Origin of the sequence: Microvirga lotononidis (assembly GCF_034627025.1) — a bacterium.
Lineage (GTDB): Bacteria > Pseudomonadota > Alphaproteobacteria > Rhizobiales > Beijerinckiaceae > Microvirga > Microvirga lotononidis.
This window is the reverse complement of record NZ_CP141048.1, coordinates 4,130,442-4,155,892: the sequence shown is the minus strand read 5'-3', so window position 1 is coordinate 4,155,892 and position 25,451 is coordinate 4,130,442. Positions and strand designations below refer to the sequence as shown.

Genomic DNA, 25,451 nt, shown 5'->3' with positions numbered 1-25,451 from the left:
GACCCGGCAAGAATTCACCGGGCCTAAGCCATCCATATTACTCCGGATGTTCCACTCGGGAAGGGTCGATCCTGCCAACAGGGAACTTCAACCACCGCGCTGGACCTGTCATAATGAACGGAATGCAAGTTGCCTCGTTAATATTGGTCTCAGAAGAACAATAAGATCGGCCGTATATGCTCTGGAAGACGTATCGACGCCGCAATTGGAAGACCATATGCCAATCGATAATCGCTGCATAAATGGGGTCATGAACACATGAAGCTTCTCTATGTCACAAGGGAGGCGCCTTATGGAGACAACGAAGGCTTCATCCTCCCAGAGATCGACAGCCATATCCAGGCCGGATGGGACGTTTTCGTGTGTCCACTCGACGGCCGGAAGTTGGTGCACCGCATCGAGCAGACCGTCCTCGACCGGACGATGACGAAGCTCCTGATCAGCCCGAGCATCTGTGCGGGTGCCATCGCCCAGTTCGTCAGAACACCCAGGCTCGCACTGGACACTCTTTGGAAGCTTGTGACCCACAGCCGGATCACACTCCTGCCCCGCAACCTTGCCGTTTGGCCGAAGGGCCTGTGGCTGGGACGGCAGGTTCGGCTATTGAACATCCAGCACATTCATGCCCATTGGATCGCCGTTCCAGCCACGATGGGCTTCATCGCGGCCTCCGTCGCCGAGGTGCCCTTCAGCATCACGGCGCACCGGTATGATATCGCGCAAGGGAATCTCATTCCGACCAAGTTCGAGGCAGCGTCCTTCGTCCGGGCGATCGACGAGGGCGGAGCGAGCGAACTGGCGATGCAGGCCCGAAGCGATCAGCGACGTCCGATCATCCTTCGCATGGGAGTGAACATTCCCGATCAGCCTGCCCCCTCCCCGCCGGACGGTGTGTTCCGGGGCGTAGTGGGAGCCCGGCTTGCCGAGAAGAAGGGCTATGGTTACCTCCTGGAGGCCGTCGCCATTGCAAAACAACAGGGTCTTGCGGTCCATATCGACGCCTTCGGAGACGGCCCTCTCGAAGCCGAGCTACGGCGCAAGGCCGACAAGCTCGGGATCAGCGAACTGGTTACGTGGCAAGGGTCGGTCGGGCATGAGACGCTGCTCGAGCGCATTCGCTCGGGGGATTATCATTTCGGCGTCCTTCCGAGCGTCACGGCCCGGGATGGAGACAAGGAGGGCATCCCGGTGTTCCTCATGGAAGCCATGGCGGCCGGTCTCCCGGTCATCTCGACACCGAACGGCGGCATCCGGGAACTCGTCGCTCCCGGCACCGGCATCCTCGTCGAGGAACGCGACAGTGACGCAATCGCGGCAGCCATGGTCCGGCTCGCGCGAAACCCATCCGAGCGCCGCGCCATGGGAACAGCGGCCAGGGATAGGATCATCACGGATTTCTCGATCGAGGCCCGCATGAATCAATTGCGCTCTCTGATCTCCAAATCGGTCACGTCCGGTCCGCCGTATCGGCAGCCGGTACCGGAAACTCAACAGGATTTCCGGAAAGTCATTGTTTGACGTCGATCTTCGTCGGCGCGGCACCTTGCGGGAAAGAGCCTTCGCCCATCTGCTTGCGGGCCGAGGTTGGTGAATTTCCCGTCCAACGCTGAAAGGCATGAGCGAACGAACTCACTTCCGAATAGCCGAGAAGCCACGCGATCTGCGAGATGGAGAGGCTGTTGTTCTGCAGGTAGCGATTCGCCAGGTCGGACCGGAGATCCTCCAGGATGGAACTGAAAGTGAGACCCTCGTCGGAGAGCCGGCGGGACAAGGTCCGGACGCTCATTCCGAGATCACTCGCGATATTGTTGATGCTCATCGTTCCGTGGGGCAGCCGCGGCGTGATCGCGTTCTCGACCCGGTTGCGGATCGACTGGCGCATGCTGCGCCGCCTCAGGATCGTCTCCTCATAATATTCGACCAGAAACTTGTTCAGGTAGCGGTCAGCGGAAAGCAGCCGGAGCTTTCCGTCCTGCGCATCGAACGACAGAGTATCCCTCGGAGCCCCAAACTCCACCGCGCATCCGAAATATCGCTCCATCTCGGAGACGTCGCCATCCCGCTGATGAAGAAATCCCACGGAGAGCGGGATGATCTCCCGTCCGGTGAACAGACGGATCAAGCGCAGGCCCGCGGTCACCCAGAACTCCATCTGATGTCGATCCAGGAGGCGCCGAACGCCGACATATTCGAATTCCATCGTGAAAGCGTTCGGGCCGCGGTGAAGCTGAACGCCTTCGTTGAGGATGGAACAGAACCGGACCGCGCAGTCGAACCCGTCGGCCACCGTCTCGGACGAAGCCATGACATGGAAGATGGGCCCTGCTTCGCGCAGATCCGTATCCTTGGCGAGGTGGAATCCGAGCAGATCGTCCCCCAATGCCTCAGCAGCAAGCCGAAGGAAGTCGATCTGACTGCGAACGGACACGCGGGTGTCGGGCTCGCTCAGGATATCGTCCGGGATCCCGGCTTCTTTGAGCAACGGGATCAGCTCGAACCCCGCTTGAACCAGCCGGTCAGCAGCGAGTCTGGTCAACACTCCTGACGCAGTCGGGACCCGAGGGTTGTCCGGTTGTGGCGCATGGTTGATCGGACCCTTCGGCATTGCTCGGCCCTGTCGCAGTCGTGACCACTTCCAACATCGTTCGATACTGGCAACACAGGTCGTCACACGAAAGGCCTGCTGACGCAGATGGCCGGACGACTATACCTTTGCACCCCCCGCCTCCCGGGGCAGGCGGGCACTCGGCTCCATGCGGAGGCGGAACGACGACCGCCGGCCATGCGGCAGGCTCCGGCGGTTGGCGTCCGGCTCATGAACAATTTTCATCTTCCGCAGCGTTAGGCGCAGAGAGAAGCCTAACGCACCGAAAGTTCGGCCTCGGAGCGCATTTCACGGAAGCGACGCGTGCGCGATGATCTCCGTTTTTGGGACGAGCCCGGACGCGTTCCGGAGCTGCATAGTCTCGCGAGAGCGATCCCGCCACGCGAATCGCCAAGCTGATCCCCCGGCCCTCCCGGGCTCCGTGCCATAGTCTCGACGGCGGCCCTTCACATGTCTTGCAAAGTCACGCCACGCTTTCGTCACAGTCCAGCTTAGGCTGCGAGCGGTGGCACGATTTCGCAAATAACTGTCCTCATATCACAAGACGGGTCGTCCAAGCTCTGTGTATTCGAAATGGGTGCACTTGAAATACATTGAATAGCGCACACCCACCTCGTGTCTTCCCAGGCATTACAGTACACGTTTCAATTACTTGATAAAAATACCGCCTGCATTGCTGAGGTGGAAAAACAATTTTTACATCAAAAAAGCCTCTCTATTCAGAGAGGTAACGTAGGGGTTTTTAATATGTCTTATTCAGCCACAGCGTGGAAGCCCGACATCTATGAGAGCGATTCCTTCTCTCTTGATGGATATAACTGGCGTGTCGCTGGTGACGAAGCGCATAGCTTCAAGTCAGACGGCAGCGTCTACCGTTTCGAAGTGCGCAAAGGCGATCTTTTCAGCGCCTCTTACTGGACCGATGCCGCCGGCGTCGAGCGTTCTGAGATGGGCGAGACGTCGAACCACAAGCTGACGGGCGAGGGCAGCCACTTCCACGCGACGTACAAGATGATGATCGAGCCGGGCGCCAAGAACACCGCCCAGTGGCTCGTCACCGGCCAGCTCTTCACCGGAGGCACGCCGCCCTTCGAGATCAAGTTCATGGGCAACGACAAGATGGCCGTGGTGATCAAGTACGGCACCTCGAGCTCGCCGGTCGAGAAGACCATCTACCTCGACACCGCCGACATCCAGCGCGGCAAGTGGTACGACATGGAGGTCGACGTCCAGCTCGACGCCGCCGGCAGCAACGGCCATGCCTATGTCTGGCGCGACGGCGCCAAGATCGCCAACTACACAGGCAAGATCGGCTACACCAACGCCACCGAGTCGCACTGGGAGATGGGTGCCTACCGCAAGTCCCCGACCGGCGGCGAGAGCTTCGCCGTCAACTACAAGGACATCGACCTGACCTACGGTTCCGCCGGACACAGCGACACGGCTCATGCCAGCCCGTCGCCCGAGCCGACCCCGGCGCCGACCCCCACCCCGACGCCGACGCCTACCCCGACTCCCACGCCCACCCCGACGCCCTCGCCCGCCCCGACCACGATCAATGGAACGAGCGGCGCCGACAAGCTGATCGGCACCTCGGCGGCCGAGACGATCCTTGGCAATGGCGGCAACGACACGCTGAACGGCAAGGGTGGCAACGACATCCTGACCGGCGGTTCGGGACGTGACATCTTCGTGTTCGACACCGCTCCGAAGGGCACCGTCGCCAAGATCACGGACTTCCTTCCGGGTACGGACAAGATCCATGTGGAGAACGCCGTGTTCTCCGGCGGCTACGTCGACTGGGGCACGCTCCCGTCGTCCAAGTTCGCGATCGGAGCCAAGGCGGCCGACTCGTCCGACCGTTTCATCTACAACAAGGCCACGGGCAGCCTGTACTTCGACAAGGACGGCACCGGCCCCGCTGCTCAGATTGAGTTCGCGAAGCTTGCCCCGAACCTGAAGATGACGGCAGCGGACTTCTACATCCTCTGATCGGCACCTTCTGATCGTTTCGAGACAGAGCGGCCCCCGTCATCACGGGGGCCGCTTTATTTGTGTCTGAAAAACCGACCGGGCGCTTACCGAAGGTCGGAAGCTTCCGCGAAGTTCAGGCCCGTCGTCAGATTGGCCGTCCTCGTCCGCTGGAGATCGAGCACCGCATCGCGGACCCGGACGGGCCGAGCCTGCGTTGCGCGCGCGAGCAGCAGCACCCCGTCGACATGCTGGGCGATCATGAGTGCATCCGCAGCGGTCTCGAGCGACGCGGCATCGATGACGATCAGATCGAACCGCTCCTCCAGGTCCTTGATCACTTGGCCCAGGTGAGGCGATTGCAGAGGCTGGTCGGGACTGGCGTTACCGAGATCGCCACTCGGGATGACGAAGCACGAGGACTGCGGATCCCTCTGGAGAAGCGACATTCTCAGGGATGGCGGAGATGAGAGCAGCATCTCGCTGATACCCTCGTCGTTGCTGACACCCGTCTTCGCATGCAGGCTCGGATTGCGAAGATCGCAATCCACGAGGGCAACTTTGAGCCCTGCCCGTGCCGCATCCCGCGCAAGCGACAGGGCGATGGTGGTCCGACCTTCGTGGCGCTGCGTGGACGTCACGAGCAGAGACTTGAACCCTGCCCCTCGGTTGAAGGCGAGCTGCAGCGAGACGCGCAGTCGCCGGATGGCTTCGGAATAATCCGACTGCGGGCGCGCGAAGATCAGGTTCTCGGGTTGCAGACCCTTTGTCTTGGACCGCCTCGAATCCGGAATAACACCCAGGTTCGGGATGCCCGACGAAACCTCCAGCTCATCGACGAACTTGATGTTCTCAGGATAATTGTCGCGCGCATAGCCGACGCTGACCGCGATACCGATTCCGACCAGGAATCCGACGATGATCAGCAGCGACCGCGGCGGGAAGCTCTTGTTCGGCGGAATGCCGGCTTCGGCCACCACGTACACGCTCGGCGTGACCGTGCTGCGCTGCTGAGCCGCCGCCTTCAATCGACCGAGATAGTCCTGATAGAGCTGTCGGGTCGTCGCAGCCTCCTGTTGCAGCCGGAAGAGCTGCACGGAGTTGTCCGTCGAGAGATCGGCCCTTTGCACGACCTGCTTCAACTCCTGCCGCAGGGCGGACACCTGATTATTGCTGGCATCCGCCTGCTTCCGGAGGTCCTCGACGGCCTTGGTGCCGGCGGAGCGTAGCTGAGACTTCGCCAGATCGAGACGCTTCTGCGAACCCGCGAGATCCGTTTCGCCTTCGCTGGGGCGTTGAACCCTCTGTTCAAGGGAACTGCGCTGCTCGTCCAGAAGCACGATCTCGGGATTGTTGAGCAGCTTTCCGAGGGCCGCGAAGTTCCCAGCGGACAGGAGATTTTCGGCCTCGCGAAGCTTGGACGCGTTGGCGCTGGCTTCCCGGCCGGCGGCGGCAACGTCGGCTTGCAGCCGATCGATGGCAGGCCGGGCGGAATCGTCGTTCGACTGAGCTCCCTGCACGAGCGCGAACGCTTTGATCTGGGATTCCGAGCGCCGCAACTCCTCGCCCAACTCCGTGACCCGCCGCGACAAGGCCGCTTCCGTATGACCTGCGGCGGCGAGCTTCGAGCTGATCTGTTCGGTGATGTACGTGTCGGCATAGGCATTCGCCAGCCGGGCCGCATCCTTGGGATTATCGATGGTGATGTCCAGAGCCAGGACGTTCGTCAGTCCGCGCCTGCGGACATTCGTGATCTTCTGAAGAGCCACGGCCGCACGGACCACTGCCGGATCTTCGCTCTCTGCGGCAAGTTCCGCAGGCGTCTTGGGATCCGTTCCTGAGCTTTCTCCGGCCTGCGCGGCGGACGAGCCGCCTGCCGGCAGCAAACCCGTCAGGTAACCCGAAACCCCACCCGATGCGGGCGCCGGAGACGACGCCTTGTCGATGAAGCGCGGGTCCTCGGTCAGGTTGAGCCGTTTCACGACCTGCTGCGCGACCTTCATCGACTGCATGACTTCAACTTCGCCGTCGACGTTGAGCGAATATCCGGTGACGGCCGGTTCAGCCGGACGGCCCTCCGGCGCATCGACAGCCAGAAGCGTGGTCGCCGTAAATTGAGGAGGCAGGAGCATCACGAGCCCGAGCGCCAGAACGGACAAAAGCACGCTCAGCAACGCGACGAGCTTGAACTGGCGACGAACGGCTCCGAGCACCTTGCCCATGATCTCGAGGTTGCCCTTGGGCTTTTGCCCCTCGGAGGCGCGGAGTCTTTCGCGGGGCCGCTTCTGGGCCCCCATGACCAAGTTGTCCGTCTCCGGTCTTTCCGTCCCCGGCTGCCGCGCCTTGAACATGGATTGACGGCTACCGCCGACCATCGAGGGCGTCTGGTACACCTGCCCCCCCGACGAGGCTGTATGGCCTGCAGACGGCGCAGCGGCGCCAAGATCGGGAACGACACTCGTTTCTTGATATTTCATGCCTGTCGACCTGTCCGATCCTAAGCAGATACGAATGAGGAATTGCCCCCGACTGCTCGAAACCTTGGCCGATCTGCGCAGCGACAAGTCACGATCGAGAGCCTACAAGTATTGGTCCAGCAGATTAGCATCGGGAACGGCTCTCCCGTTCAAAGGCAAGCGTGTCTACATTGCCCTATCGCTGCTTCCAAGACTATCATCCGGGCGGCACAACTCGGGGCTACAACGAAGGTCTGGACAACTGTCCCGAGGTAACTCGGAATTGCCTTCGCCATCCTTCACGACATCTGGGCCCCGGCTGCCTGCTCATCATCCTGGAGCAGATTTGCCTCGCCGCCCTCGCCGGCCTGTCGCTTGGTGCGGATTCAAACGGGAGGAGAACCGCTCCGGTGCCCGCGTCAAACCGGATGTTGTAAAGGCCAACCCGGTGTTGTAAAGGCACATCGCGTCTTAAGTCGCGCGGTCCTGACACGCTGGAGCGCCTGCGCGAGACGCTGGATCGATCCAGGCTCATCGTCGGCAGGTCTTACGTGCAATCCTGCCGGACGTGCCAGTGTTCCTGCCCTCGATCGACAGGTTTCCCGTCGCGGATCCGTCACGATGCGCCCCGGGCGGGAGCGTCGCGGATGTCGGTATCGATTAGATAAGTGGATTTTGCGGATGAATGCTCCCGCGCCGAAAGTCTCGTTCGTATCCCTGGGCTGTCCGAAGGCCCTGGTGGATTCCGAGCGCATCATCACCCAGCTTCGCGCCCAAGGTTACCAACTGACCAAGGAGCATGACGGGGCCGACGTGGTGATCGTCAACACCTGCGGCTTCCTCGACAGCGCCAAGGCCGAGTCTCTGGAAGCCATCGGCGAGGCCATGGCCGAGAACGGCAAGGTCATCGTCACGGGGTGCATGGGCGCCGAGCCCGAGCAGATCCGCGACCAGTTCCCGAACGTCCTTGCGATCACCGGCCCCCAGGCCTACGAATCCGTGGTCTCGGCCGTGCATCAGGCCGTACCGCCCGCCCATGACCCCTTCGTGGACCTCGTCCCGCCCCAGGGCGTAAAGCTGACGCCGCGCCACTATGCCTATCTGAAGATTTCGGAGGGCTGCAATAACCGCTGCTCGTTCTGCATCATTCCGAAGCTGCGCGGCGATCTCGTCAGCCGTCCCATCGCCGATGTGCTGCGCGAGGCCGAAAAGCTCGCCAAGGCAGGCGTCAAGGAACTCCTGGTCATTTCCCAGGACACCAGCGCCTACGGCCTCGACATCAAGTACCAGCCGAGCCTGTGGAAGGACCGAGAGATCCGCACGCGGTTCTTCGAGCTCGCCAAGGAGCTCGGCGATCTCGGCATGTGGGTGCGCATGCACTACGTCTATCCTTACCCGCATGTGGACGAGGTCATCCCGCTGATGGCCGAGGGCAAGATCCTTCCCTATCTGGACATCCCGTTCCAGCACGCCTCCCCGCGCGTCCTGAAATCCATGCGCCGTCCCGGCAACCAGGAAAAGACCCTGGAGCGCATCCACAAGTGGCGCGAGATCTGCCCCGATCTCGCCATCCGCTCGACCTTCATCGTCGGCTTCCCCGGCGAGACGGAAGAGGACGTGGATGTCCTGATGCAATGGCTGAAGGAGGCAAAGATCGACCGCGCCGGCTGCTTCCAGTACGAGCCGGTCCAGGGCGCGCCCGCCAACGACATCGACGGCCCGGTCCCGCCCGAAGTGAAGGAAGAGCGCTGGCACCGCTTCATGCAGACCCAGCAGGCGGTCAGCGCCAGGATCCTCAAGAGCAAGGTCGGCAAGACCCTGCCGGTCATCATCGACGAGCAGGGCGCCACGGTCGCGACCGGCCGCACCCAATACGACGCTCCCGAGATCGATGGCGTCGTCTACGTGGCCTCGAAGACGCCGCTGAAGCCGGGTCAGGTCGTGAACGTCAAGATCCAAAGCTCCGACGAGTACGACCTGCACGGGACGGTGGTTTAAGGGCCCACCATGTCATTCCCGGCGCACGCAGTCCGGGAAGGGAATCCATGGCTCGCGCTTGCACGTGGATCCCCTTCGGCTCGCCGGGGATGACAATGAGGTTCAATCCCCGACGATCTGCCCGCTCCTGATCATATGAACGCCCGCCGCTTCCAGGTCCCGCCGGGCACTCGCGAGCGAACCGCCGGTGTCGATCGCCCGGGACGCATCCTCGATCAGATAAGTATCGAATCCGGCCTCTACGGCGTCGAGCGCCGTCCAGGCGACGCAGAAGTCCAGGGCGAGACCGGCACAGAAGACGCGGCGGAAGCCCCGCTCCTTCAGGTAGCCGGCCAGTCCGGTCGAGGTCCGCCGATCCGCCTCCTTGAAGCCCGAATAGCTGTCGATCCCGGCGTTGTAGCCTTTGCGGATGACGAGCTGCGCATGCGGGATATCGAGGTCCCGGGCGAACTCGGCCCCGGGTGTCCCCTGCACGCAATGGTCCGGCCAGAGCACCTGCGGTCCGTAATGCAGCTCGGTCGTCTCGAACAGCTGCTTCTGAGGATGGCTCGACGCGAAGGAGGCGTGTCCCTCCGGGTGCCAGTCCTGCGTCAGCACCACGTGCCGGAAAAGCTTCGCCAGCCGATTGATGGGTGCGATCACCGCGTCGCCCTCCGGCACTGCAAGCGCACCGCCCGGCAGGAAATCGACCTGCACGTCCACGACGATCAGGACGTCGTGCTCACCCGGCTCGATTGTTGCCCGTTCGGTCATTCGTTCCCCCAGTTCCGGTGGTGGATATAGCAGCCGCAAAGAAAAAGGCAGCCGGTCGCCCGGCCGCCCTCCTCAATCTGAAATGTGATTCCGCTTATTGCGGGATCTTGTCCTCGATGCCCTTCACGTAGAAGTTCATGCCGAGCACCTGCTCGTCGGACAGCGCGCCGTTGCCCTTGCACTCGATCTCCTTGCCGTCCTGGCCGATGACCGGGCACTTGAAGGGGTTGAGCTTGTGGGTCTTGATCGCGGCCTCGGTCTCCTCGGCCAACTTCTTCACGTCGTCGGGCATGTTCTTGTAGGGCGTCATCACGACCATGTGGGCATCGATGCCGCCCCAGGTGTCCTCGGATTTCCAGGTGCCGTCGAGAACCGCCTTGGCGCGAGCAACGTAGTAGTCGTCCCAATTGTCGGTGATGGCGGTGAGCTGCGCCTTCGGGGCGAAGCGCTCCATGTCGGAGGCCTGGCCGAAACCGAACTTGCCCCGTGCCTCGGCGGCCTGGATTGGAGCCGGGCTGTCCGTGTGCTGGGCCAGCATGTCGACGCCTTGGTCGAGAAGCGCCTTGGCGGCATCGCCTTCTTTCGCCGGATCAAACCAGGTGTTGGCGAACACGATCTTGATCTTGACGTCCGGGTTCACGGACTTGGCGCCGAGATAGAAGGCGTTGATGCCCGCGATCACTTCCGGGATCGGGAAGGCACCCACATAGCCGATGGTGTTGGACTTGGTCATCTTGCCGGCGATCACGCCGGTGATGTAGCGGCCCTCGTGGAACTTCGCCGCGTAGGTCGAGAGGTTCGGGGCGCGCTTGAAGCCGGTGGCGTGCTCGAACTTGATGTTCGGGTACTTCTTGGCGACCTTCAGGGTCGGCTCCATGAAGCCGAAGGAGGTCGTGAAGATCAGGTCGTGGCCGGTGCGGGCGAGCTGCTCGATGGCGCGCTCGGAATCGGCCTCCGGCACGCTCTCGACGAAGGTAGTCGTCACCTTGCCCGGGAAGGCCTTCTCGATGGCCTGGCGGCCTTGGTCGTGCTGGTGGCTCCAGCCGAAGTCACCTACCGGGCCCACATAGATGAAGCCGACCTTGATCTTGTCCTTCGCCTGCGCGAATGCGCCGGTCGCGGACAGCGCCAGGACCGCTGCCCCCGCAACGGCCCCGAAGACTTTCCCTGAAAACATGCTCGTTCCCTCGAGGTTGAATTCCAAACATTCCGTCGCAGGTCTGAAGGCTTCTGGCAAGAATTCCTCTGCCTACACTTTGGTCAGATTAACACCAGATTGCTCACCGGTCAGGCACGAACGGCACGCCCAGGGAACCCGGCGCTCCGATGGCCCTGCCATGGCGCAGGGAGAGGAGCAGCAGGGCGATGATCGTCGCGAGATACGGCACGGCCGACAGGAGCTGAGGCGGCACGCCGAACTGAGCCGCCTGGGCATGGAGCTGCAACACCGTCGCGGCTCCGAAGATGTATGCCCCGACCAGGAGCCAGCCCGGCCGCCAGGCCGCGAAGACCACCAGCGCCAGCGCGATCCAGCCGCGCCCCGCCGTCATGCCGGGCGACCAGAAACGGGTATAGACCAGGGCGAGATAGGCGCCGGCCAACCCGGCGCAGGCACCGCCGAACAGGATCGCCCAGAAGCGTACCCGCCAGACTGGCAGGCCGAGCGCATTCGCCGAAGTATGGTTCTCGCCGATGGAGCGCAGGGTCAGGCCGGAGCGGGTCCGGGTGAGGTAGATCGCGACCAGGATCGTGAGCGCGATGGAGGCGTAGACGAAGAGATCCTGCTCAAAAAACAGGCGGCCGACCACAGGGATGTCGCTCAGGACCGGAATGTCGATATGCGGGACCGGATCGCGCCGTGCGCCCACGAAGGGAGCGCCGACGAGCCCCGACAATCCGAGACCGAAGATCGTGAGGGCAAGACCCGAGCCGACCTGGTTCGCCGCGAAGCCCAGCACCACGAGGGCGAACAGGGCGGCCATCAGGACACCGGCGAGCATCCCGGCCGCGACGCCGAGCAGGGTCGAGTCGAAGGTCACGGCGGCGGCGAAGCTGCAGGCGGCGCCCATCGCCATCATGCCCTCGACGCCGAGATTGAGCACGCCGGAACGCTCCGCCACCAGTTCGCCGAGGGCGGCGATCAGAAGCGGCGTGGAGGCCGTGACGATGGTGAGCAGAATGGCCTCGAAAGTGGTCATTTGCTCCCTCCCCGTGAGACGAAACGAACGCGGTAGCTCACGAGCGCATCGGCCGCGAGCACGCAGAGCAGCAGGATGCCCTGGAACGCCTGCGTGAGATCGAGCGGCAGCTTCAGCATGATCTGGGCGCTCTCGCCGCCGATGAAGGTCAGGGCGACGACGAGGGCCGCGATCAGAATGCCGATGGGGTTGAGGCGTCCCAGGAACGCCACCGTGATGGCCGTGAAGCCATACCCGGGGGAGATCGACGGCTGCAGCTGCCCGATCTGGCCCGTCACCTCGGAAATGCCCGCCAGCCCGGCCAGCCCGCCCGAGATGGCGAAGACCGCCATCGTGGTCGCGTTGGAGCTGAACCCGGCGAACCGCGCCGCGCGGGGCGCATCGCCGGTGAGCTTCAGCCGGTACCCGAACAGGGTCCGCCCGAGGATTACGGCAGTGAGCAGCACGGCGATCAGCGCGAACACGGCTCCGAAATGGACGCGGCCGCCTTCCAGGATGGGATGCAGCGTCGCCGAAGGGTCGAAGGTCACGGATTGCGGGAAGTTGAAGCCCTTGGGATCGCGCCAGGGTCCACGCACCAGGTAATCGAGGACCAGTTGCGCCACGTAGACGAGCATGAGGCTGGTTAGAATCTCGTTCACGCCGAACCGGGTCTTCAGGAAGGCGGGGATCAACCCGTATAGTGCGCCGCCGATGATGCCGAGCAGGAGCATGAGCGGCAGCACCCAGAACCCGGCCTCCGTGCCGTGGGTCTTGAGAGCGAGCCAGCTGCCGAGCACGGCGCCGATCACGTATTGGCCTTCCGCCCCGATGTTCCAGAGATTGGCCCGGAAACAATAGGACAATCCGATGGCGATCAGCGTCAACGGCGTCGCCTTGACCAGAAGCTCCTGCAGCGACCAGGGGTCGCTCAGGGGCTGGAGAACGTAGACGTCGAAGGCCGCGACGGGCGAGCGGCCCATCAGCCAGATAACGAAGCCCGCGATGAGGAAGGCCGTCACGAAGGCGGCCCCGGGCGCGAGCGCCCGCATGACGGGAGACACGTTGGGGCGGGGCGTCAGCTCAAAGCGCATGAGCGCCCCCCTGGGCTTGTGCGACACCAAGCATTTCCAAGCCGATGGCTTCCTTTGTCCATTCGCCGACGGGCTTCAGCGGGCTCAGCTGCCCCTGGTGGATGACGGCCATCCGGTCGGCCACTTCGAACAACTCGTCGAGATCCTGGCTGACGACCACGACGGCGCTGCCCTCGCGGGCGAGATCGACGAGCGCCTGACGGATGAGCCGCGCCGCTCCCGCATCGACGCCCCAGGTCGGCTGATCGACGATGATGAGCTTCGGCTTGCGGATGATCTCGCGGCCGATGACGAACTTCTGCAGATTGCCCCCGGACAGCTTTCGAGCCTGGGGATCGCCCTCGGGCGTGCGCACGTCGAAGCTCTGGATGATGGAGCGGGCAAGCCGCTTGGCGGCATTCAGCAGGATGAACCCGGAGCGGCTCACTTCCGTTGCCGCATGGGAAATCAGGGTGTTCTCGCTCAGGCGATGGGTCGGAGCCGCCGCGTGGCCCAGGCGCTCCTCCGGCACGAAGGCCGCGCCCAGACGGCGGCGGGCATCGATGCCCATGGTCCCCGAGGCCTGTCCGGCGATGACGATGGCATCCGGCCGGTCGGCTAGGCGCTCACCCGACAAAGCGGCGAACAATTCGCTCTGCCCGTTGCCCGCGACGCCGGCGATCCCCACGACCTCCCCGGCCCGCGCCACGAGGCCGATGTCGCGCAGGGCCTGACCGTGGAGACCGGCAGGCGGGATCGACAGATGCGAGACCCTGAGCATCTCGCCCAGCACATGGTGCGGCGCGTCGGTGCGCACTTCGCCGACTTCGTTTCCGACCATCAATGCGGCGATCTCGCGGGCGCTCCTGGCCCGGGGATCGATGGTGGCGACCACCCGTCCGGCCCGCAGGATCGTGGCGCTGCGGCAGAGGCGACGCACCTCCTCCAGCTTGTGCGAGATGTAGAGGATGGCGCAGCCCTCGGCCGAGAGGCGGTCCAGGGTGGTGAAGAGATGCTCGGCCTCCTGCGGAGTCAGAACCGAGGTCGGCTCGTCCAGGATCAGAAGCCTGGGATTCTGGAGCAGGCAGCGGACGATCTCGATGCGCTGACGCTCGCCGGCCGACAGGGTCCAGACCGCCCGGTCGGAATCGAGCGCCAGCCCGTAGGTCCGGCTGATCTCGCCGAGCTTGCTGCGGACGGTGGACAGGCTCCACTCGTTCGACAACGCTACGGCGATGTTCTCCGCCACGGTCAGCTCGTCGAACAGCGAAAAATGCTGGAACACCATGCCGAGGCCGAGATTGCGTGCCTCGACCGGGGAGCCGATGGTGACCGGGCGGCCCTCCCAGCGGATCTCGCCGGCACTCGGCTCGATCACACCGTAGAGGATCTTGACCAGCGTGGATTTCCCCGCGCCGTTCTCGCCCAGCAGGGCGTGGATCTCGCCCGGCTGGATGGCCAGATTGATCCCGTCATTGGCGAGAACGTCGCCATAGCGCTTGCTGATCCCTTGAAGTTCGACGAGGGGTGGCCCCGATGATGATACGTCTGCCTTCACACAAGCGACTCTGACTTAAGGGTTGCAGCGGGTTAGGAATTTGCACATGGATGACCGCCCGCGCGGCACTTGGCAAGAGCCGAACGGCGCGAGCTTCCGTTATGGAACGATCATAGGGAAGCGGCGCGCGGATCGGCAATGCCGAATCCGTGGTTTATTGTGAGTCCGCGAACCGTCCACAACCTTGAGCATTTTTCGGCGAAGGGGATCCGGTTCGCCGTTTGAAAATGCGGCATAACAAGGAAGAGAGATGTTTCCGCGAAAGTGAAAACGCCTCTGATGCGAGAGAGCCCGTGACCGAGAACACCTATGACATTGCAGTGGTCGGCGCCGGAGCCGTGGGCCTGAGCGCTGCACTGGCCTTCGCTCGTGACGGATACGAGACCGTTCTCATCGGCGGCCTCGACGTACGCCGGGACGGGCGCACCGTCGCCCTGCTCAACGGCTCGGTTCGCTTCCTGGAAGCCCTCGGCGTATGGCCGGCGGTCGCTTCCGTAGCGTCGCCGCTGGAAATCATGCGCATCATCGACGACACGGGCAGCCTGTTTCGCCCGCCTCCGGCGTCGTTCCGGGCCGGAGAGATCGGCCTCGACGCCTTCGGCTGGAACATCGAGAACGTCGCCCTCGTCGAGACCCTGGCCGAGGCCGCCGGGCATGCCGAGCACCTGACCCTCGTTCCGGAATTCGCCACGGGTTTCACGACGGACGAGCAGGGCGCAGCCCTCACCCTGGCCGGCGGCACGACCATCCGCGCCGGCCTCGTGGTCGCGGCCGACGGGCGGAACTCGAAGCTGCGCCAGATTGCCGGGATCGACGCGAAGACCTGGTCCTATCCGCAATCCGCCGTGACGGTCATCCTGGCGCACGACCGGGAGCATCGCGACACGTCCACGGAATTCCACACCCGTCACGGTCCCTTCACCCTGGTGCCCCTGCCCGGCCGCCGTTCGAGCCTCGTCTGGGTCACCAGCAAGGAGGAGGCGGAGCGCCTCTCCAGCTTGGACGATGCGGCCCTAGCCCTCGCCATCGAGCGACAGGCGCAGTCGCATCTCGGCGCCATGCGCATCGACGGCCCGCGGGGGCTCGTGCCCATGAGCGGCCTCTCGGTCAACCGCTACTGGTCGCGCCATCTCGCCCTCGTGGGCGAAGCCGCCCACGTGTTCCCGCCTATCGGCGCCCAGGGCCTCAATCTCGGCTTCCGGGATGTCGCCTCGCTCAGGGACGCGGTTGTCGACGGCCACGACGCGGGCCACTCCGCCGGGTCGGACGAGACCCTGACAGGTTACCAGCGCAGCCGCGATCTCGACGTCCGGCTGCGCACGGCCGCCGTGGACGGCCTCAACAGGACGCTCCTCACGGGCATGATCCCGACCGATTTCCTGCGCGGCGCCGGGCTCCTGGCCCTGAGCAACATCGGTCCCTTGCGCCGGATCGTCATGCGCGAGGGCGTCCTCCCACGCGTGGGGGTGCCCCGGCTGATGCAGGGATAGGGCCGGGTTGAAGCGGACCGGCCTATCGATTGTCATTCCCGGCCGGAACGTGGTGGAGGGGAAGCGAATCCATGGCGGCTCACCTGATCGTGGATCCCCTTCCCTCGCTTCGCTCGCCGGGGATGACACTGACCCGTCAGGTCGGGAGGCGACGACGTGGTGGAGCCCGCTCACGGAAACAGGTCGTAAGGCAGAGCCCCCGTCTTCGTGGTGAGGTAGAGCACGCCGGTCAGGGTGACCATCGACACCAGGGTTCCGACGAGGACGCAGGCCGAGGCGCGCTCCACGCCCACGTTGTACTGGGTCGAGATCACGAAGATGTTCAGGGCGGGCGGGAGCGCCGCCATGATCATGGCGGCGTATGTCCAGGCCGGGCCGAAATCGCCCACGGCGGAGAGCACCACCCAGACCAGGAGCGGGTGGAGGATCAGCTTGATGAAGACCAGGGCCGGAACCTCGCCCGGCATCTGCCGCAGGGGACGCAGGGCCACCGTCACGCCGAGGATGAACAGGGCACACGGCGCCGCCGCTCCGGACAGCCACGAGACGATCTGCTCGGCGGGGCCGGGCAGCTGGACGTGCAGGTAGCTTGCGGCGATGCCGACCGCGGTTGCGACGTTGAAGGGATGGGTTACCACGCGCCAGACGATCCGCCGGATCGTCGCCGGCAGGCTGAGCTTGTCGAGGCCCGCCATGGACATCAGCAGCGGGACCACGGAGAACAGGAAAAGGTTGTCGAAGACGAAGATCAGGACCACCGGAGCGCTCGCCGGGGCGCCGATGGCCGCGAGGATCAGCGGCGGCCCCATATAGCCGATATTGGAATAGGACCCGGCCACGCCCTGCATGACCGATTGCGGCAGGTCCTTCGTATAGCGCCAGCCTGTCGCGAACGAGAGCAGGAACGCGCAGGCGGTCGAGACGGTCGTGGCCGCGATGAACGGCCAGTTGGCCAGCTCGTCCAGGGGCTTGTCGGCGATCAGCCGGTAGAACAGGCAGGGCAGCGCAACGTAGATGAGGAAGAACTGCATCCAGGCGAGGCCCGCCTCGGGCTGCTTCACGACCCTGCCGCAGAAGAAGCCGAGCCCGATGAGGCCGAAGAACGGGGCAAGAAGATTGAACAGCCCGATCAGGTCGGACATCGGCGGCTCCGAATGGACAGCGGGAGGAAGGAACGGCAGGCGGGCGCTAAGGCCCCTTCTGACAAGGTTCCCATCCTGCCACAATCCTACCTTTCGCGAGGGCGCCAGTCCCGAAACGCAAGGCTCCGGCCGGGGACGTCTCCGCTCTCTCGATTGTGACAGGCGGCCGATTTGGAGAATCCGTCCAAGATCTCTATATGAAGATCAAGGAGTTAAGACCATGAAAGCGAGTTCAGCAAAATTCGCGATCGGCCAAGTGGTTCGGCATCGGGTCTTCGATTTCAGGGGGCTCATCTTCGACGTCGACCCGGAATTCGACAACACCGAGGAATGGTGGCTGTCGATCCCCGAAGACGTCCGGCCCCGCAAGGACCAGCCGTTCTACCATCTCTTCGCCGAGAACGCGGAAACCGAGTACATCGCCTACGTTTCCGAGCAGAACCTCCTGCCCGACCTTTCCGATGAGCCTCTGCGCAATCCGATGATTGCCGAGATGTTCACCCTGGACAAGAACGGCAGCTACAAGGCTAAGCCGATTCTGGCGCACTGAAATACCTTATCGAGGCAAAAGAGAACGCCGGGCTTTTGGCCCGGCGTTTTCTTTGTTCTGAGTTCTTGAGCCTTACGGCTTGGGAGCAGCCGGAGCGGCCGGAGCAGCGGCTCCGGGAGCGGCCGCGCCGCCCTGACCCTGGCTCTGGAGCATGCGCTGGCGCATCTCCTCGCTCTTCTTCTGCAGCTCTTCCTGGAGCTTCTTCTGCTGCTCCTCGAGCACCTTCGGGTCGATCGGCGGGCCATCGAAGGCCTTGCCGAAGCCAGCCGCCGGAACCGCGAAGGTCAGCTCGCGTCCCATCTGGTTCTGGACGCTGACGTTCAGGTTGGTGCCCTTCTTGATGGCAGCGATGAAGTCGTCCTTCACCTGAGCCTCGGCGAAGCAGCCGTTGGGCAGGCACATGACGTAGCGGCCAGCGATCGCCTGGCCCTGGTCGACGGCGAAACGCAGGCCGGGCTGCAGGAGCAGGCCGAGCGGCATTACGAAGCGGACGACCTTCTGCGGCTGCTGGCCCTTCACGTCATAGACGGCGAGAGCGAGAACCGGCTGGCCCTGGTCCGACACGAAGTCGCGGGTCGTGTAGCAGATCTCGGTGTTGGTGTTCTGGTCCTTGCCGCAGACCTTGGTCCATTCCGGCTGGGACGGCTCGGCCTTCACCTGCACGACCGTCGGGCCGGCATTCTGCTGCTGGGCGCCGCCCTGGGCGGGCTGCTGGGCCGGAGCGGCCGGACGGGTCGCCGGAGCGGCGGGCTTCGGCGCCGGGGCAGTCTGAGCCAGAACGGGTGCGCTCACCAGAAGAGCCAAGGCGGTTGCCAGGCCACGGGTCCCCCCCAGGCTCGCGAAGCGTGTCGCGAAAGACATGTTTGTGATCCTCTTCAGTCGAAAGGTCGGCTTTCGAATAGGCCGTTTATCCGGCGTGTTCTTAACCTGCAATGACGGGGTCCAAATCCTTGCCGAATGTGGCGAAGACAAGACGTGTGGGGCTCCTTTAACCTTTCATGTGATACGTTTCCAGTCACCTCGGGCAAATTTCTGTACAACATTGCTCAGGTTGATCGCCGTCTTGCACCGGGAGCGTCATGGGCCTCAGCCTTATACGGAATCTGCTGATCGCCGCCGCTTTTCTCGTTCCTGCCTCGGACCCTGCAGCCGGGTTCGCGCAGGAGGTCGTGCGGCATGGCATCGCGATGCACGGGGAGCCTGGCCTGGCGCCGGATTTCGAGCACCTGCCCTATGCCAACCCGAAGGCACCAAGGGGCGGCCGAATCACGCTGGCCCTCCAGGGCACCTTCGACAGCCTCAATCCGTTGATCGTTCTCGGCGTCGCGCCGGACGTGGTGCCGCGCTATGTGCTCCAGAGCCTGATGATGCGCTCGACCGACGAGCCGTTCACGATCTACGGCCTCGTCGCCCGCACGGTCGAGATGCCGGACGACCGGAGCTCCGTCACCTTCAACCTCGATCCAAGGGCCCGCTTCTCCGACGGCCATCCCCTGACGGCGGAGGATGTGCGCTTCTCGTTCGAGGCGTTGAAGAAATACGGCAAGCCGTTCCACCGCTCCAGCTTCAGCCAGGTGAAGGCTGTCGAGATCCTGGACCCGCACCGCATCCGGTTCGACCTGTCCGGCTCCAACGACCGGGAGCTGCCGCTGCTCATCGGCATGACGATGCCGATCTTCCCGGCCCATGCGACGAACCTGGAGACCTTCGACCGGACCTCGCTGACGCCTCCCATCGGGTCCGGCCCCTATGCCTTGACGGAAGTGAGGCCCGGGGAGCGCGTCGTGCTGACCCGCCGCAAGGATTACTGGGGCGAGGATCTGCCCGTCACCCGGGGTCTCTACAACTTCGACGAGATCCGGTACGATTTCTACCGCGACGCCAACACCCTATTCGAGGCCTTCAAGGCGGGTCTCTACGATTTCCGGATCGAGGGCGATCCGGGTCAATGGGCCACGGGCTACGACATACCCGCCATCCGGGACGGCCGTATCGTCCGCGAGACCCTGACGACCCGGCTCCCCAAGGGCATGAACGGATTCGTTTTCAATACCCGCAAGCCCCTCTTCGCCGATGTCCGGGTCCGCGAGGCCCTGGGCTACCTGTTCGACTTCGACTGGGTGAACCGCAACCTCTATTTCGGCCAGCTCACCCGGTCCGACAGCTATTTCGCCGGTTCCGACCTCGCCGCCACGGGCCGGCCCGCCGACGAGCGGGAACGCGCCCTGCTGGCGGGTTTTCCCGGTGCCGTGCGCGAGGATGTCCTCGAAGGCCGATGGGTGCCGCCCGCCGGCGACGGCTCGGGCCGCGACCGGGAGATGGCGCGGCGGGCCCTCGCGCTTCTGGCCGATGCCGGATGGGTGCTCGAGAACGATGTCCTGCGGAGGAAGGACACGGGTGAGCCCTTCGCCTTCGAGATGCTGGTGAATTCGCGCTCGCAGGAGCGGCTCGCCCTCAACTTCTCGCAATCGCTGAGCCGGATCGGCGTCCAGGCCCGGGTGCGCCTCGTCGACGACGTACAGTACTGGCGCCGCCTCGCACGGTTCGACTTCGACATGGTCCAATGGCTCTGGCCCGGAACGCCCTCCCCGGGCAACGAGCAGCGCAATCGCTGGGGCTCGGCGGCGGCGCAGAGGGGCGGATCCCAGAATCACGCAGGTGTCGCGTCCCCGGCGGTCGACCGCCTGATCGACAGCCTGCTGGAAGCCAAGACCCGGGAGGATTTCGTCTCATCCGTGCGGGCGCTCGACCGCACCCTTCTGTCGGGATTCTATGTCGTTCCGCTGTTTTACGTGAAAGATCAGTGGCTTGCCTACAAGAGCGGCCTGCGGCGCCCCGACAGGACGCCGCTCATGGGAACGAATATCGATACCTGGTGGTGGCAGCCGGATGCGTCCCGATGAACGGGACATGCGGCCTATCGTTGAGCTTCCATTCATGTAGATGATGAAACAAATGCTCTGCTTCGACGTTGGGTGAACACCTCCTGTCTCATCCGTCGCGTCCAACTGCAGGGTATCGTCATGAACGCAATGCCGAAGGTTCTCGTCGTCGATGACGGCGACCGTGATCCCGACAGTGCTCTGTCGATGGAACTGGCCGGCATGGGATATGCGAGCGTCACGACCCCCTTCGAGGCCGCCGACGATGTTCTGGCCCTGATCCCGAGCCCGGCCGCCGTGGTGCTGCAGATGCCCCGTCGGGCCGGCTGGGCAGAGCGCCGGCGCTTCCTGGAACTCGCCAACCGCCTGCGCAAGAACCTGGCCGAGAGCGGCACTCCCGTGATCCTCACGGGCGGCGTGAGCGGCGCCGTCACGATGCTCCAGAACCAGCTCAGCATGCACGCTGTCGCGGCGCAGGATATTTGAGTTTCCGTCTCATAGCATTCTACTCTCTTGTCGTGGCCGGCCTTGTGCCGGCCATCCCGATTGGAAAAGCGCTACGCTCCACGGCAGCGGGATCACCGGCACGAGGCCGGTGATGACGTGAGAGGGTGTCATTCTGGGACGCCGCAGGCGAGCTCGGAACAACGCGATGCCCCCTACGCCGCCTTCTTCTCCGCGATGCGCACGAGGCTGCGCAGGATCGTGGTCGCCGCCTTGATGCGCTCATCCGGGGTCTCGGTGTCGCGGACGAACACGATCTTCATGTCGGGACGCACCTTCGCGAAGGATGCCTGCTCGGTGACATAGGAGATGAGCCCGGTCGGGTTGGCAAAGGAATTGTCGCGGAAGGAAATGATGATGCCCTTCGGGCCGCCGTCCACCTTCTCCACATTGGCACGGCGGCAGAGCACCTTGATCGCCATGATCTTGAGAAGCTGATCGACCTCGGACGGCACCGGCCCGAACCTGTCCACAAGCTCCGCCCGGAAGGCGTCGATCTCCTGGTCGGTCTCGAAAGTCGAGAGCCGGCGGTAGAGCCCGAGCCGCAATTGCAGGTCGGCGATGTAGCTCTCCGGAATCATGACCGGTGCGCCAACCGCGATGGTGGGCGACCATTGATCCTCCGCCGGTTCCTCGATGCCGGCCTTCAGTTGCGCCACCGCCTCCTCCAGCATCTGCTGGTAGAGCTCGTAGCCGACTTCCTTGATGTGGCCGGACTGCTCCTCGCCGAGCAGGTTGCCCGCGCCTCGGATGTCGAGGTCGTGGGAAGCGAGCTGGAAGCCCGCGCCCAGGGTATCGAGGGTCTGGAGCACCTTCAGGCGCCGCTCGGCCTGGACCGTCAGGGTCTTGTTCGCCGGCACGGAAAACAGCGCATAGGCGCGGGTCTTGGAGCGCCCGACGCGGCCGCGCAGCTGATAGAGCTGCGACAGGCCGAACATGTCGGCCCGATGGACGATGAGCGTGTTGGCGGTCGGAATGTCGAGACCCGATTCCACGATGGTGGTGGAGAGCAGGATGTCGTACTTGCCCTCGTAGAAGGCCGTCATGACGTCCTCGAGCTGGCCCGCCGCCATCTGGCCGTGCGCCACCGCCACCTTCGCCTCCGGCACCTCCTTGTCCAGGAAGGCCTTCACGTCTCCGAGATCGTCCAGGCGCGGCACCACGTAGAAGGCCTGCCCGCCGCGGTAACGCTCGCGCAGCAGCGCCTCGCGGATCAGGAGCGGATCGAACGGCGTGATGAAGGTGCGCACCGCGAGGCGGTCCACGGGCGGCGTCGTGATCAGCGACAGCTCGCGCACGCCGGTCAGCGCCAGCTGCAGGGTGCGCGGGATCGGGGTGGCCGAGAGGGTCAGCACGTGCACCTCGGCGCGCAGCTCCTTCAGGCGCTCCTTGTGCGAAACGCCGAAATGCTGCTCCTCGTCGACGATGATGAGGCCGAGATCCTTGAACTTGATGGTCTTGCCCAGCACCGTATGGGTGCCGATGACGATGTCGACCGACCCGTCGGTCAGACCCTCCTTCGTCTTCTTCATCTCGGCGGCCGGCACGAAGCGCGAGGCCTGTGCCACGTTGAGCGGAAGGCCGCGGAAGCGGTCGCAGAAGGTGCGGTAATGCTGGCGGGCGAGCAGCGTCGTCGGCACCACCACGGCCACCTGCTTGCCGCTCATCGCGGCCACGAAGGCGGCGCGCAGCGCGACCTCCGTCTTGCCGAAGCCCACGTCGCCGCAGACGAGGCGATCCATCGGGCGGCCAGACGCCATATCGTCCAGCACCGCCTCGATGGCGTTGAGCTGGTCCTCGGTCTCGTCGTAGGGGAAGCGGGCCGCGAATTCGTCGTAGAGTCCTTCTGGCGGCGTCAGGCGCGGGGCCTCCTTCAGGATGCGCGCGGCGGCGATCTTCATGAGTGCGCCCGCCATCTCGCGGATGCGCTGCTTCATGCGCGCCTTGCGGGCCTGCCAGGCCCCGCCGCCGAGCTTGTCGAGTTGAACTTCCGTCTCCTCCGACCCGTAGCGGGTCAGAAGCTCGATGTTCTCCACCGGCAGGAACAGGCGGTCGCCGCCGGCATAATGCAGTTCGAGGCAATCATGCGGGGCTCCCGCCGCCTCGATGGTCTTCAGGCCCTCGAAGCGCCCGATGCCGTGATCCACGTGGACCACGAGGTCGCCCGGCGTGAGCGCCGCCACTTCGGTCAGGAAGTCCTGCGGCCGCTTCGACTTGCGTTTCTGGCGCACGAGTCGGTCGCCGAGGATGTCCTGCTCGCTGATGACCGCGAGGTCCGACGTCTCGAAGCCCGATTCGAGCGGCCAGATGCCAACCGGGATCTCGTTGCGCGGATAGGCCATCGCGTCGGAGAACCGGGAAATGGGCTTCGTCTGCCGCAGGTCGTGGTCCTGAAGCACGTGGCAGAGGCGCTCGCGGGAGCCCTCGGTCCACGCGCCGAGCATGACCCGCTTCTTGGCCGACTGCAGCTCGCGGATGTGCCGCACCACGGCCTCGAACACGTTCGCGTTCTCGTCCGCGCGCTCGGCGATGAAGTTGCGGCCCTGCCGGGCCTCGCAATCGATCACGAGGCGACCGGACGATTCGGGCATGGCGAAGGGCGTCAGCCGGGCGAGCGGCAGCTTGGCGGTGCGCTCGGACCATTCCTCCGGCTTGAAGTACAGCGCGTCCGGCGGCAGCGGGCGATAGGGCGCGACGCCGGGCTGGTTCTGCCCCATGGTTTCGCGGCGGGCGTCGTAATAATCCTTCACCTGGGCCAGGCGCTCGGCGGCGGCATCGTCGGCCAGGGTGTCGAACACCACCGGGATGCCCGGCAGGTAGTCGAACAGGGTGTCGAGGTGGTCGTGGAACAGGGGCATCCAATGCTCGAGGCCCGGATAGCGCCGTCCTTCGCTGATCGCCTCGTAGAGCCGGTCGTCCCGGGTCGGCGCGCCGAAGGCCGCCACATAGGATTGCCGGAATCGCTTGATGCTCTCGGTGGTGAGCTGAACCTCGCTCATGGGCACGAGATCGAGGGCCCGCAGGGTGCCGACCGTGCGCTGGGTCTCCGGGTCGAAGGCGCGGATCGATTCCAGGGCGTCGCCGAAGAAGTCCAGGCGCACCGGATTGGGAAGCCCGGCCGGGAAGAGATCGATGATGCCGCCCCGGACCGCGTATTCACCCGTGTCGCGCACGGTGCCGGTGCGCAGGAAGCCATTCGACTCGAGCCAGTTGATGAGCTGCGTCGTGTCGACCACGTTGCCGGGCGCTGCCGAGAAGGTCTCGGCCGCAATGCGTGCCTTCGGAGGCACGCGCTGCACCAGGGCATTCACCGTGGTCGAGAGGATGCGCGGCTTGTCCTCGGAGGTTTTCGAGCGGGCAAGGCGGGCGAGGGTCGTCATCCGCTGCGCCGTGATCGCCGCATTGGGCGACACCCGGTCATAGGGCTGGCAGTCCCAGGCCGGGAAGGTCAGGATCTCGACCTCCGGGGCGATGAAGGCGAGGCTGTTGGCGAAGTTCTGCTGCCTCTGCCCGTCCCGGGCCACATGGACCAGGACCGCCGGCCCCTCCACCTGCCCCGACAGGCCGCGCGCGAGATCGGCGACGGCAAGCGCGTCGAAGCCGTCCGGCACGCTGGACAGCGTCAGGCTTTGCCCCTTCTTCAGGGCGTCGAGAGCACGGGTCAGGGCTGGCTTCATGATGAGGTATCGGTTCAGAGATCAAGAAGAACGCGGGCCGATCGGCGCGGTTCGTCGAATTGAAGGAGCGACGAGGTTTAGTCCCATGCCGGGCTTCCTGTCATCCCTTCCGGGTCGCCATCGGAATTGTGCCGGTGATCCTGATAGAAAGGCTCCCACGGTGTCATTCCCAGCCGGAGCGCAGCGGTGGGAAAGGGAATCCACGGTCAAGCGCAGCGCCATGGATCCCCTTCCCGCAATTCGTGCGCCGGGGAGGACAAGGCGGTATCAGCTGTGAATCGGCGAGGTGTGGGTGTGGAATGCCTTCAGCCGCTTGAACAGGGGCGTGTCGAAATTGGAGGGCGTCTCGATCTCGCCCGTGATCCAGCCGAGGAGATCGCGGTCGGTCACCTCGATCAGGCGCTCGAACTCGTCGAGATCCTCCTCGGAAAGCTCCCCGATCTCCGCATCGGCGAAACGGCCCATGATCAGGTCCATCTCCCGCATGCCCCGATGCCAGGAGCGATACAGGATCTGCCTGCGGCGGGTGTCGAGGCCGGCGCTGCTGCGTGTGGTTCCGCTCATGGATTTGCTCCGATCGGTGAAAGACGAGGTCGCCTTCGGGCGACCCAGCGC

Annotated in this window: 18 protein-coding genes; 7 read left to right on the top strand and 11 right to left on the bottom strand. The window is 64.4% G+C overall.

All coding sequences use genetic code 11. The features are described 5' to 3' along the window. The first annotated feature begins 258 nt into the window (after positions 1–258). Positions 259–1,518, top strand: coding sequence for a glycosyltransferase (locus U0023_RS19645; RefSeq protein WP_009491661.1), 1,260 nt, complete (start codon positions 259–261; stop codon positions 1,516–1,518). On the opposite strand, the gene U0023_RS19640 is transcribed toward U0023_RS19645, so the two are convergent. After that, positions 1,508–2,536: an AraC family transcriptional regulator gene (locus U0023_RS19640; RefSeq protein ID WP_040638440.1), complete on the bottom strand. Its 1,029-nt coding sequence runs from the start codon at positions 2,534–2,536 to the stop codon at positions 1,508–1,510. The genes U0023_RS19645 and U0023_RS19640 overlap by 11 nt on opposite strands. An 816-nt stretch (positions 2,537–3,352) precedes the next feature. Between U0023_RS19640 and U0023_RS19635 the strand changes: the two genes are divergently transcribed. Then, complete coding sequence (locus tag U0023_RS19635; protein ID WP_322883759.1) at positions 3,353–4,597, top strand: heparin lyase I family protein; 1,245 nt, start codon at positions 3,353–3,355, stop codon at positions 4,595–4,597. An 86-nt stretch (positions 4,598–4,683) separates the two neighbouring features. Here the strand turns inward: U0023_RS19635 and U0023_RS19630 are convergent, their stop codons facing one another. Further along, complete coding sequence (locus U0023_RS19630) at positions 4,684–7,053, bottom strand: GumC family protein (RefSeq protein WP_009491654.1); 2,370 nt, start codon at positions 7,051–7,053, stop codon at positions 4,684–4,686. Between the two features lie 660 nt (positions 7,054–7,713). Here U0023_RS19630 and rimO point away from each other — a divergent pair. Further along, the gene (gene rimO, locus U0023_RS19625; protein WP_009491653.1) at positions 7,714–9,030 is read left to right on the top strand and encodes a 30S ribosomal protein S12 methylthiotransferase RimO; all 1,317 of its coding nucleotides are present in this window, start codon (positions 7,714–7,716) and stop codon (positions 9,028–9,030) included. 102 nt (positions 9,031–9,132) lie between these two features. Here rimO and pncA read toward each other — a convergent pair whose 3' ends face one another. The 5 genes from pncA to U0023_RS19600 all read right to left on the bottom strand — a co-directional run bounded on the left by pncA (position 9,133) and on the right by U0023_RS19600 (position 14,591). After that, positions 9,133–9,783: a bifunctional nicotinamidase/pyrazinamidase gene (pncA, locus tag U0023_RS19620; RefSeq protein ID WP_009491652.1), complete on the bottom strand. Its 651-nt coding sequence runs from the start codon at positions 9,781–9,783 to the stop codon at positions 9,133–9,135. A 94-nt stretch (positions 9,784–9,877) separates the two neighbouring features. Then, positions 9,878–10,960 carry a BMP family ABC transporter substrate-binding protein gene (locus U0023_RS19615; RefSeq protein WP_009491651.1) on the bottom strand — a complete coding sequence of 361 codons (1,083 nt, stop codon included), beginning with the start codon at positions 10,958–10,960 and terminating at the stop codon, positions 9,878–9,880. Positions 10,961–11,063: 103 nt separating this feature from the next. Next, the gene (locus tag U0023_RS19610) at positions 11,064–11,981 is read right to left on the bottom strand and encodes an ABC transporter permease (RefSeq protein ID WP_009491650.1); all 918 of its coding nucleotides are present in this window, start codon (positions 11,979–11,981) and stop codon (positions 11,064–11,066) included. Further along, on the bottom strand, positions 11,978–13,054 hold the full coding sequence (locus U0023_RS19605) for an ABC transporter permease (protein WP_009491649.1): 1,077 nt from the start codon (positions 13,052–13,054) through the stop codon (positions 11,978–11,980). The genes U0023_RS19610 and U0023_RS19605 overlap by 4 nt, the downstream gene beginning before the upstream one ends. Then, on the bottom strand, positions 13,044–14,591 hold the full coding sequence (locus tag U0023_RS19600) for an ABC transporter ATP-binding protein (protein WP_009491647.1): 1,548 nt from the start codon (positions 14,589–14,591) through the stop codon (positions 13,044–13,046). Before U0023_RS19600 ends, U0023_RS19605 begins: the two co-directional genes overlap by 11 nt. A 293-nt stretch (positions 14,592–14,884) precedes the next feature. On the opposite strand from U0023_RS19600, the gene U0023_RS19595 reads away from it, so the two are divergent. Continuing rightward, positions 14,885–16,081: a UbiH/UbiF family hydroxylase gene (locus U0023_RS19595; protein WP_009491646.1), complete on the top strand. Its 1,197-nt coding sequence runs from the start codon at positions 14,885–14,887 to the stop codon at positions 16,079–16,081. Positions 16,082–16,251: 170 nt separating this feature from the next. Here the strand turns inward: U0023_RS19595 and U0023_RS19590 are convergent, their stop codons facing one another. Continuing rightward, positions 16,252–17,223, bottom strand: coding sequence for an AEC family transporter (locus tag U0023_RS19590; RefSeq protein ID WP_009491645.1), 972 nt, complete (start codon positions 17,221–17,223; stop codon positions 16,252–16,254). Between the two features lie 220 nt (positions 17,224–17,443). Here U0023_RS19590 and hspQ point away from each other — a divergent pair, with 220 nt between their 5' ends. Then, positions 17,444–17,773 carry a heat shock protein HspQ gene (gene hspQ / locus U0023_RS19585; RefSeq protein WP_009491644.1) on the top strand — a complete coding sequence of 110 codons (330 nt, stop codon included), beginning with the start codon at positions 17,444–17,446 and terminating at the stop codon, positions 17,771–17,773. 72 nt (positions 17,774–17,845) lie between these two features. On the opposite strand, the gene U0023_RS19580 is transcribed toward hspQ, so the two are convergent. Continuing rightward, positions 17,846–18,634 carry an invasion associated locus B family protein gene (locus U0023_RS19580; RefSeq protein WP_009491643.1) on the bottom strand — a complete coding sequence of 263 codons (789 nt, stop codon included), beginning with the start codon at positions 18,632–18,634 and terminating at the stop codon, positions 17,846–17,848. 218 nt (positions 18,635–18,852) lie between these two features. On the opposite strand from U0023_RS19580, the gene U0023_RS19575 reads away from it, so the two are divergent. Together U0023_RS19575 and U0023_RS19570 are read left to right on the top strand one after the other, a co-directional pair. Next, on the top strand, positions 18,853–20,676 hold the full coding sequence (locus U0023_RS19575) for an ABC transporter substrate-binding protein (RefSeq protein ID WP_009491642.1): 1,824 nt from the start codon (positions 18,853–18,855) through the stop codon (positions 20,674–20,676). A gap of 120 nt (positions 20,677–20,796) precedes the next feature. After that, positions 20,797–21,141, top strand: coding sequence for a response regulator (locus tag U0023_RS19570; RefSeq protein ID WP_009491633.1), 345 nt, complete (start codon positions 20,797–20,799; stop codon positions 21,139–21,141). A 173-nt stretch (positions 21,142–21,314) separates the two neighbouring features. Here U0023_RS19570 and mfd read toward each other — a convergent pair whose 3' ends face one another. Together mfd and U0023_RS19560 are read right to left on the bottom strand one after the other, a co-directional pair. Next, positions 21,315–24,836 carry a transcription-repair coupling factor gene (gene mfd / locus U0023_RS19565; RefSeq protein ID WP_009491632.1) on the bottom strand — a complete coding sequence of 1,174 codons (3,522 nt, stop codon included), beginning with the start codon at positions 24,834–24,836 and terminating at the stop codon, positions 21,315–21,317. Between the two features lie 267 nt (positions 24,837–25,103). After that, a complete protein-coding gene (locus U0023_RS19560) occupies positions 25,104–25,400 on the bottom strand; it encodes an FAD assembly factor SdhE (protein ID WP_009491631.1) in 297 nt (98 codons plus the stop codon). Positions 25,401–25,451 lie beyond the last annotated feature (51 nt).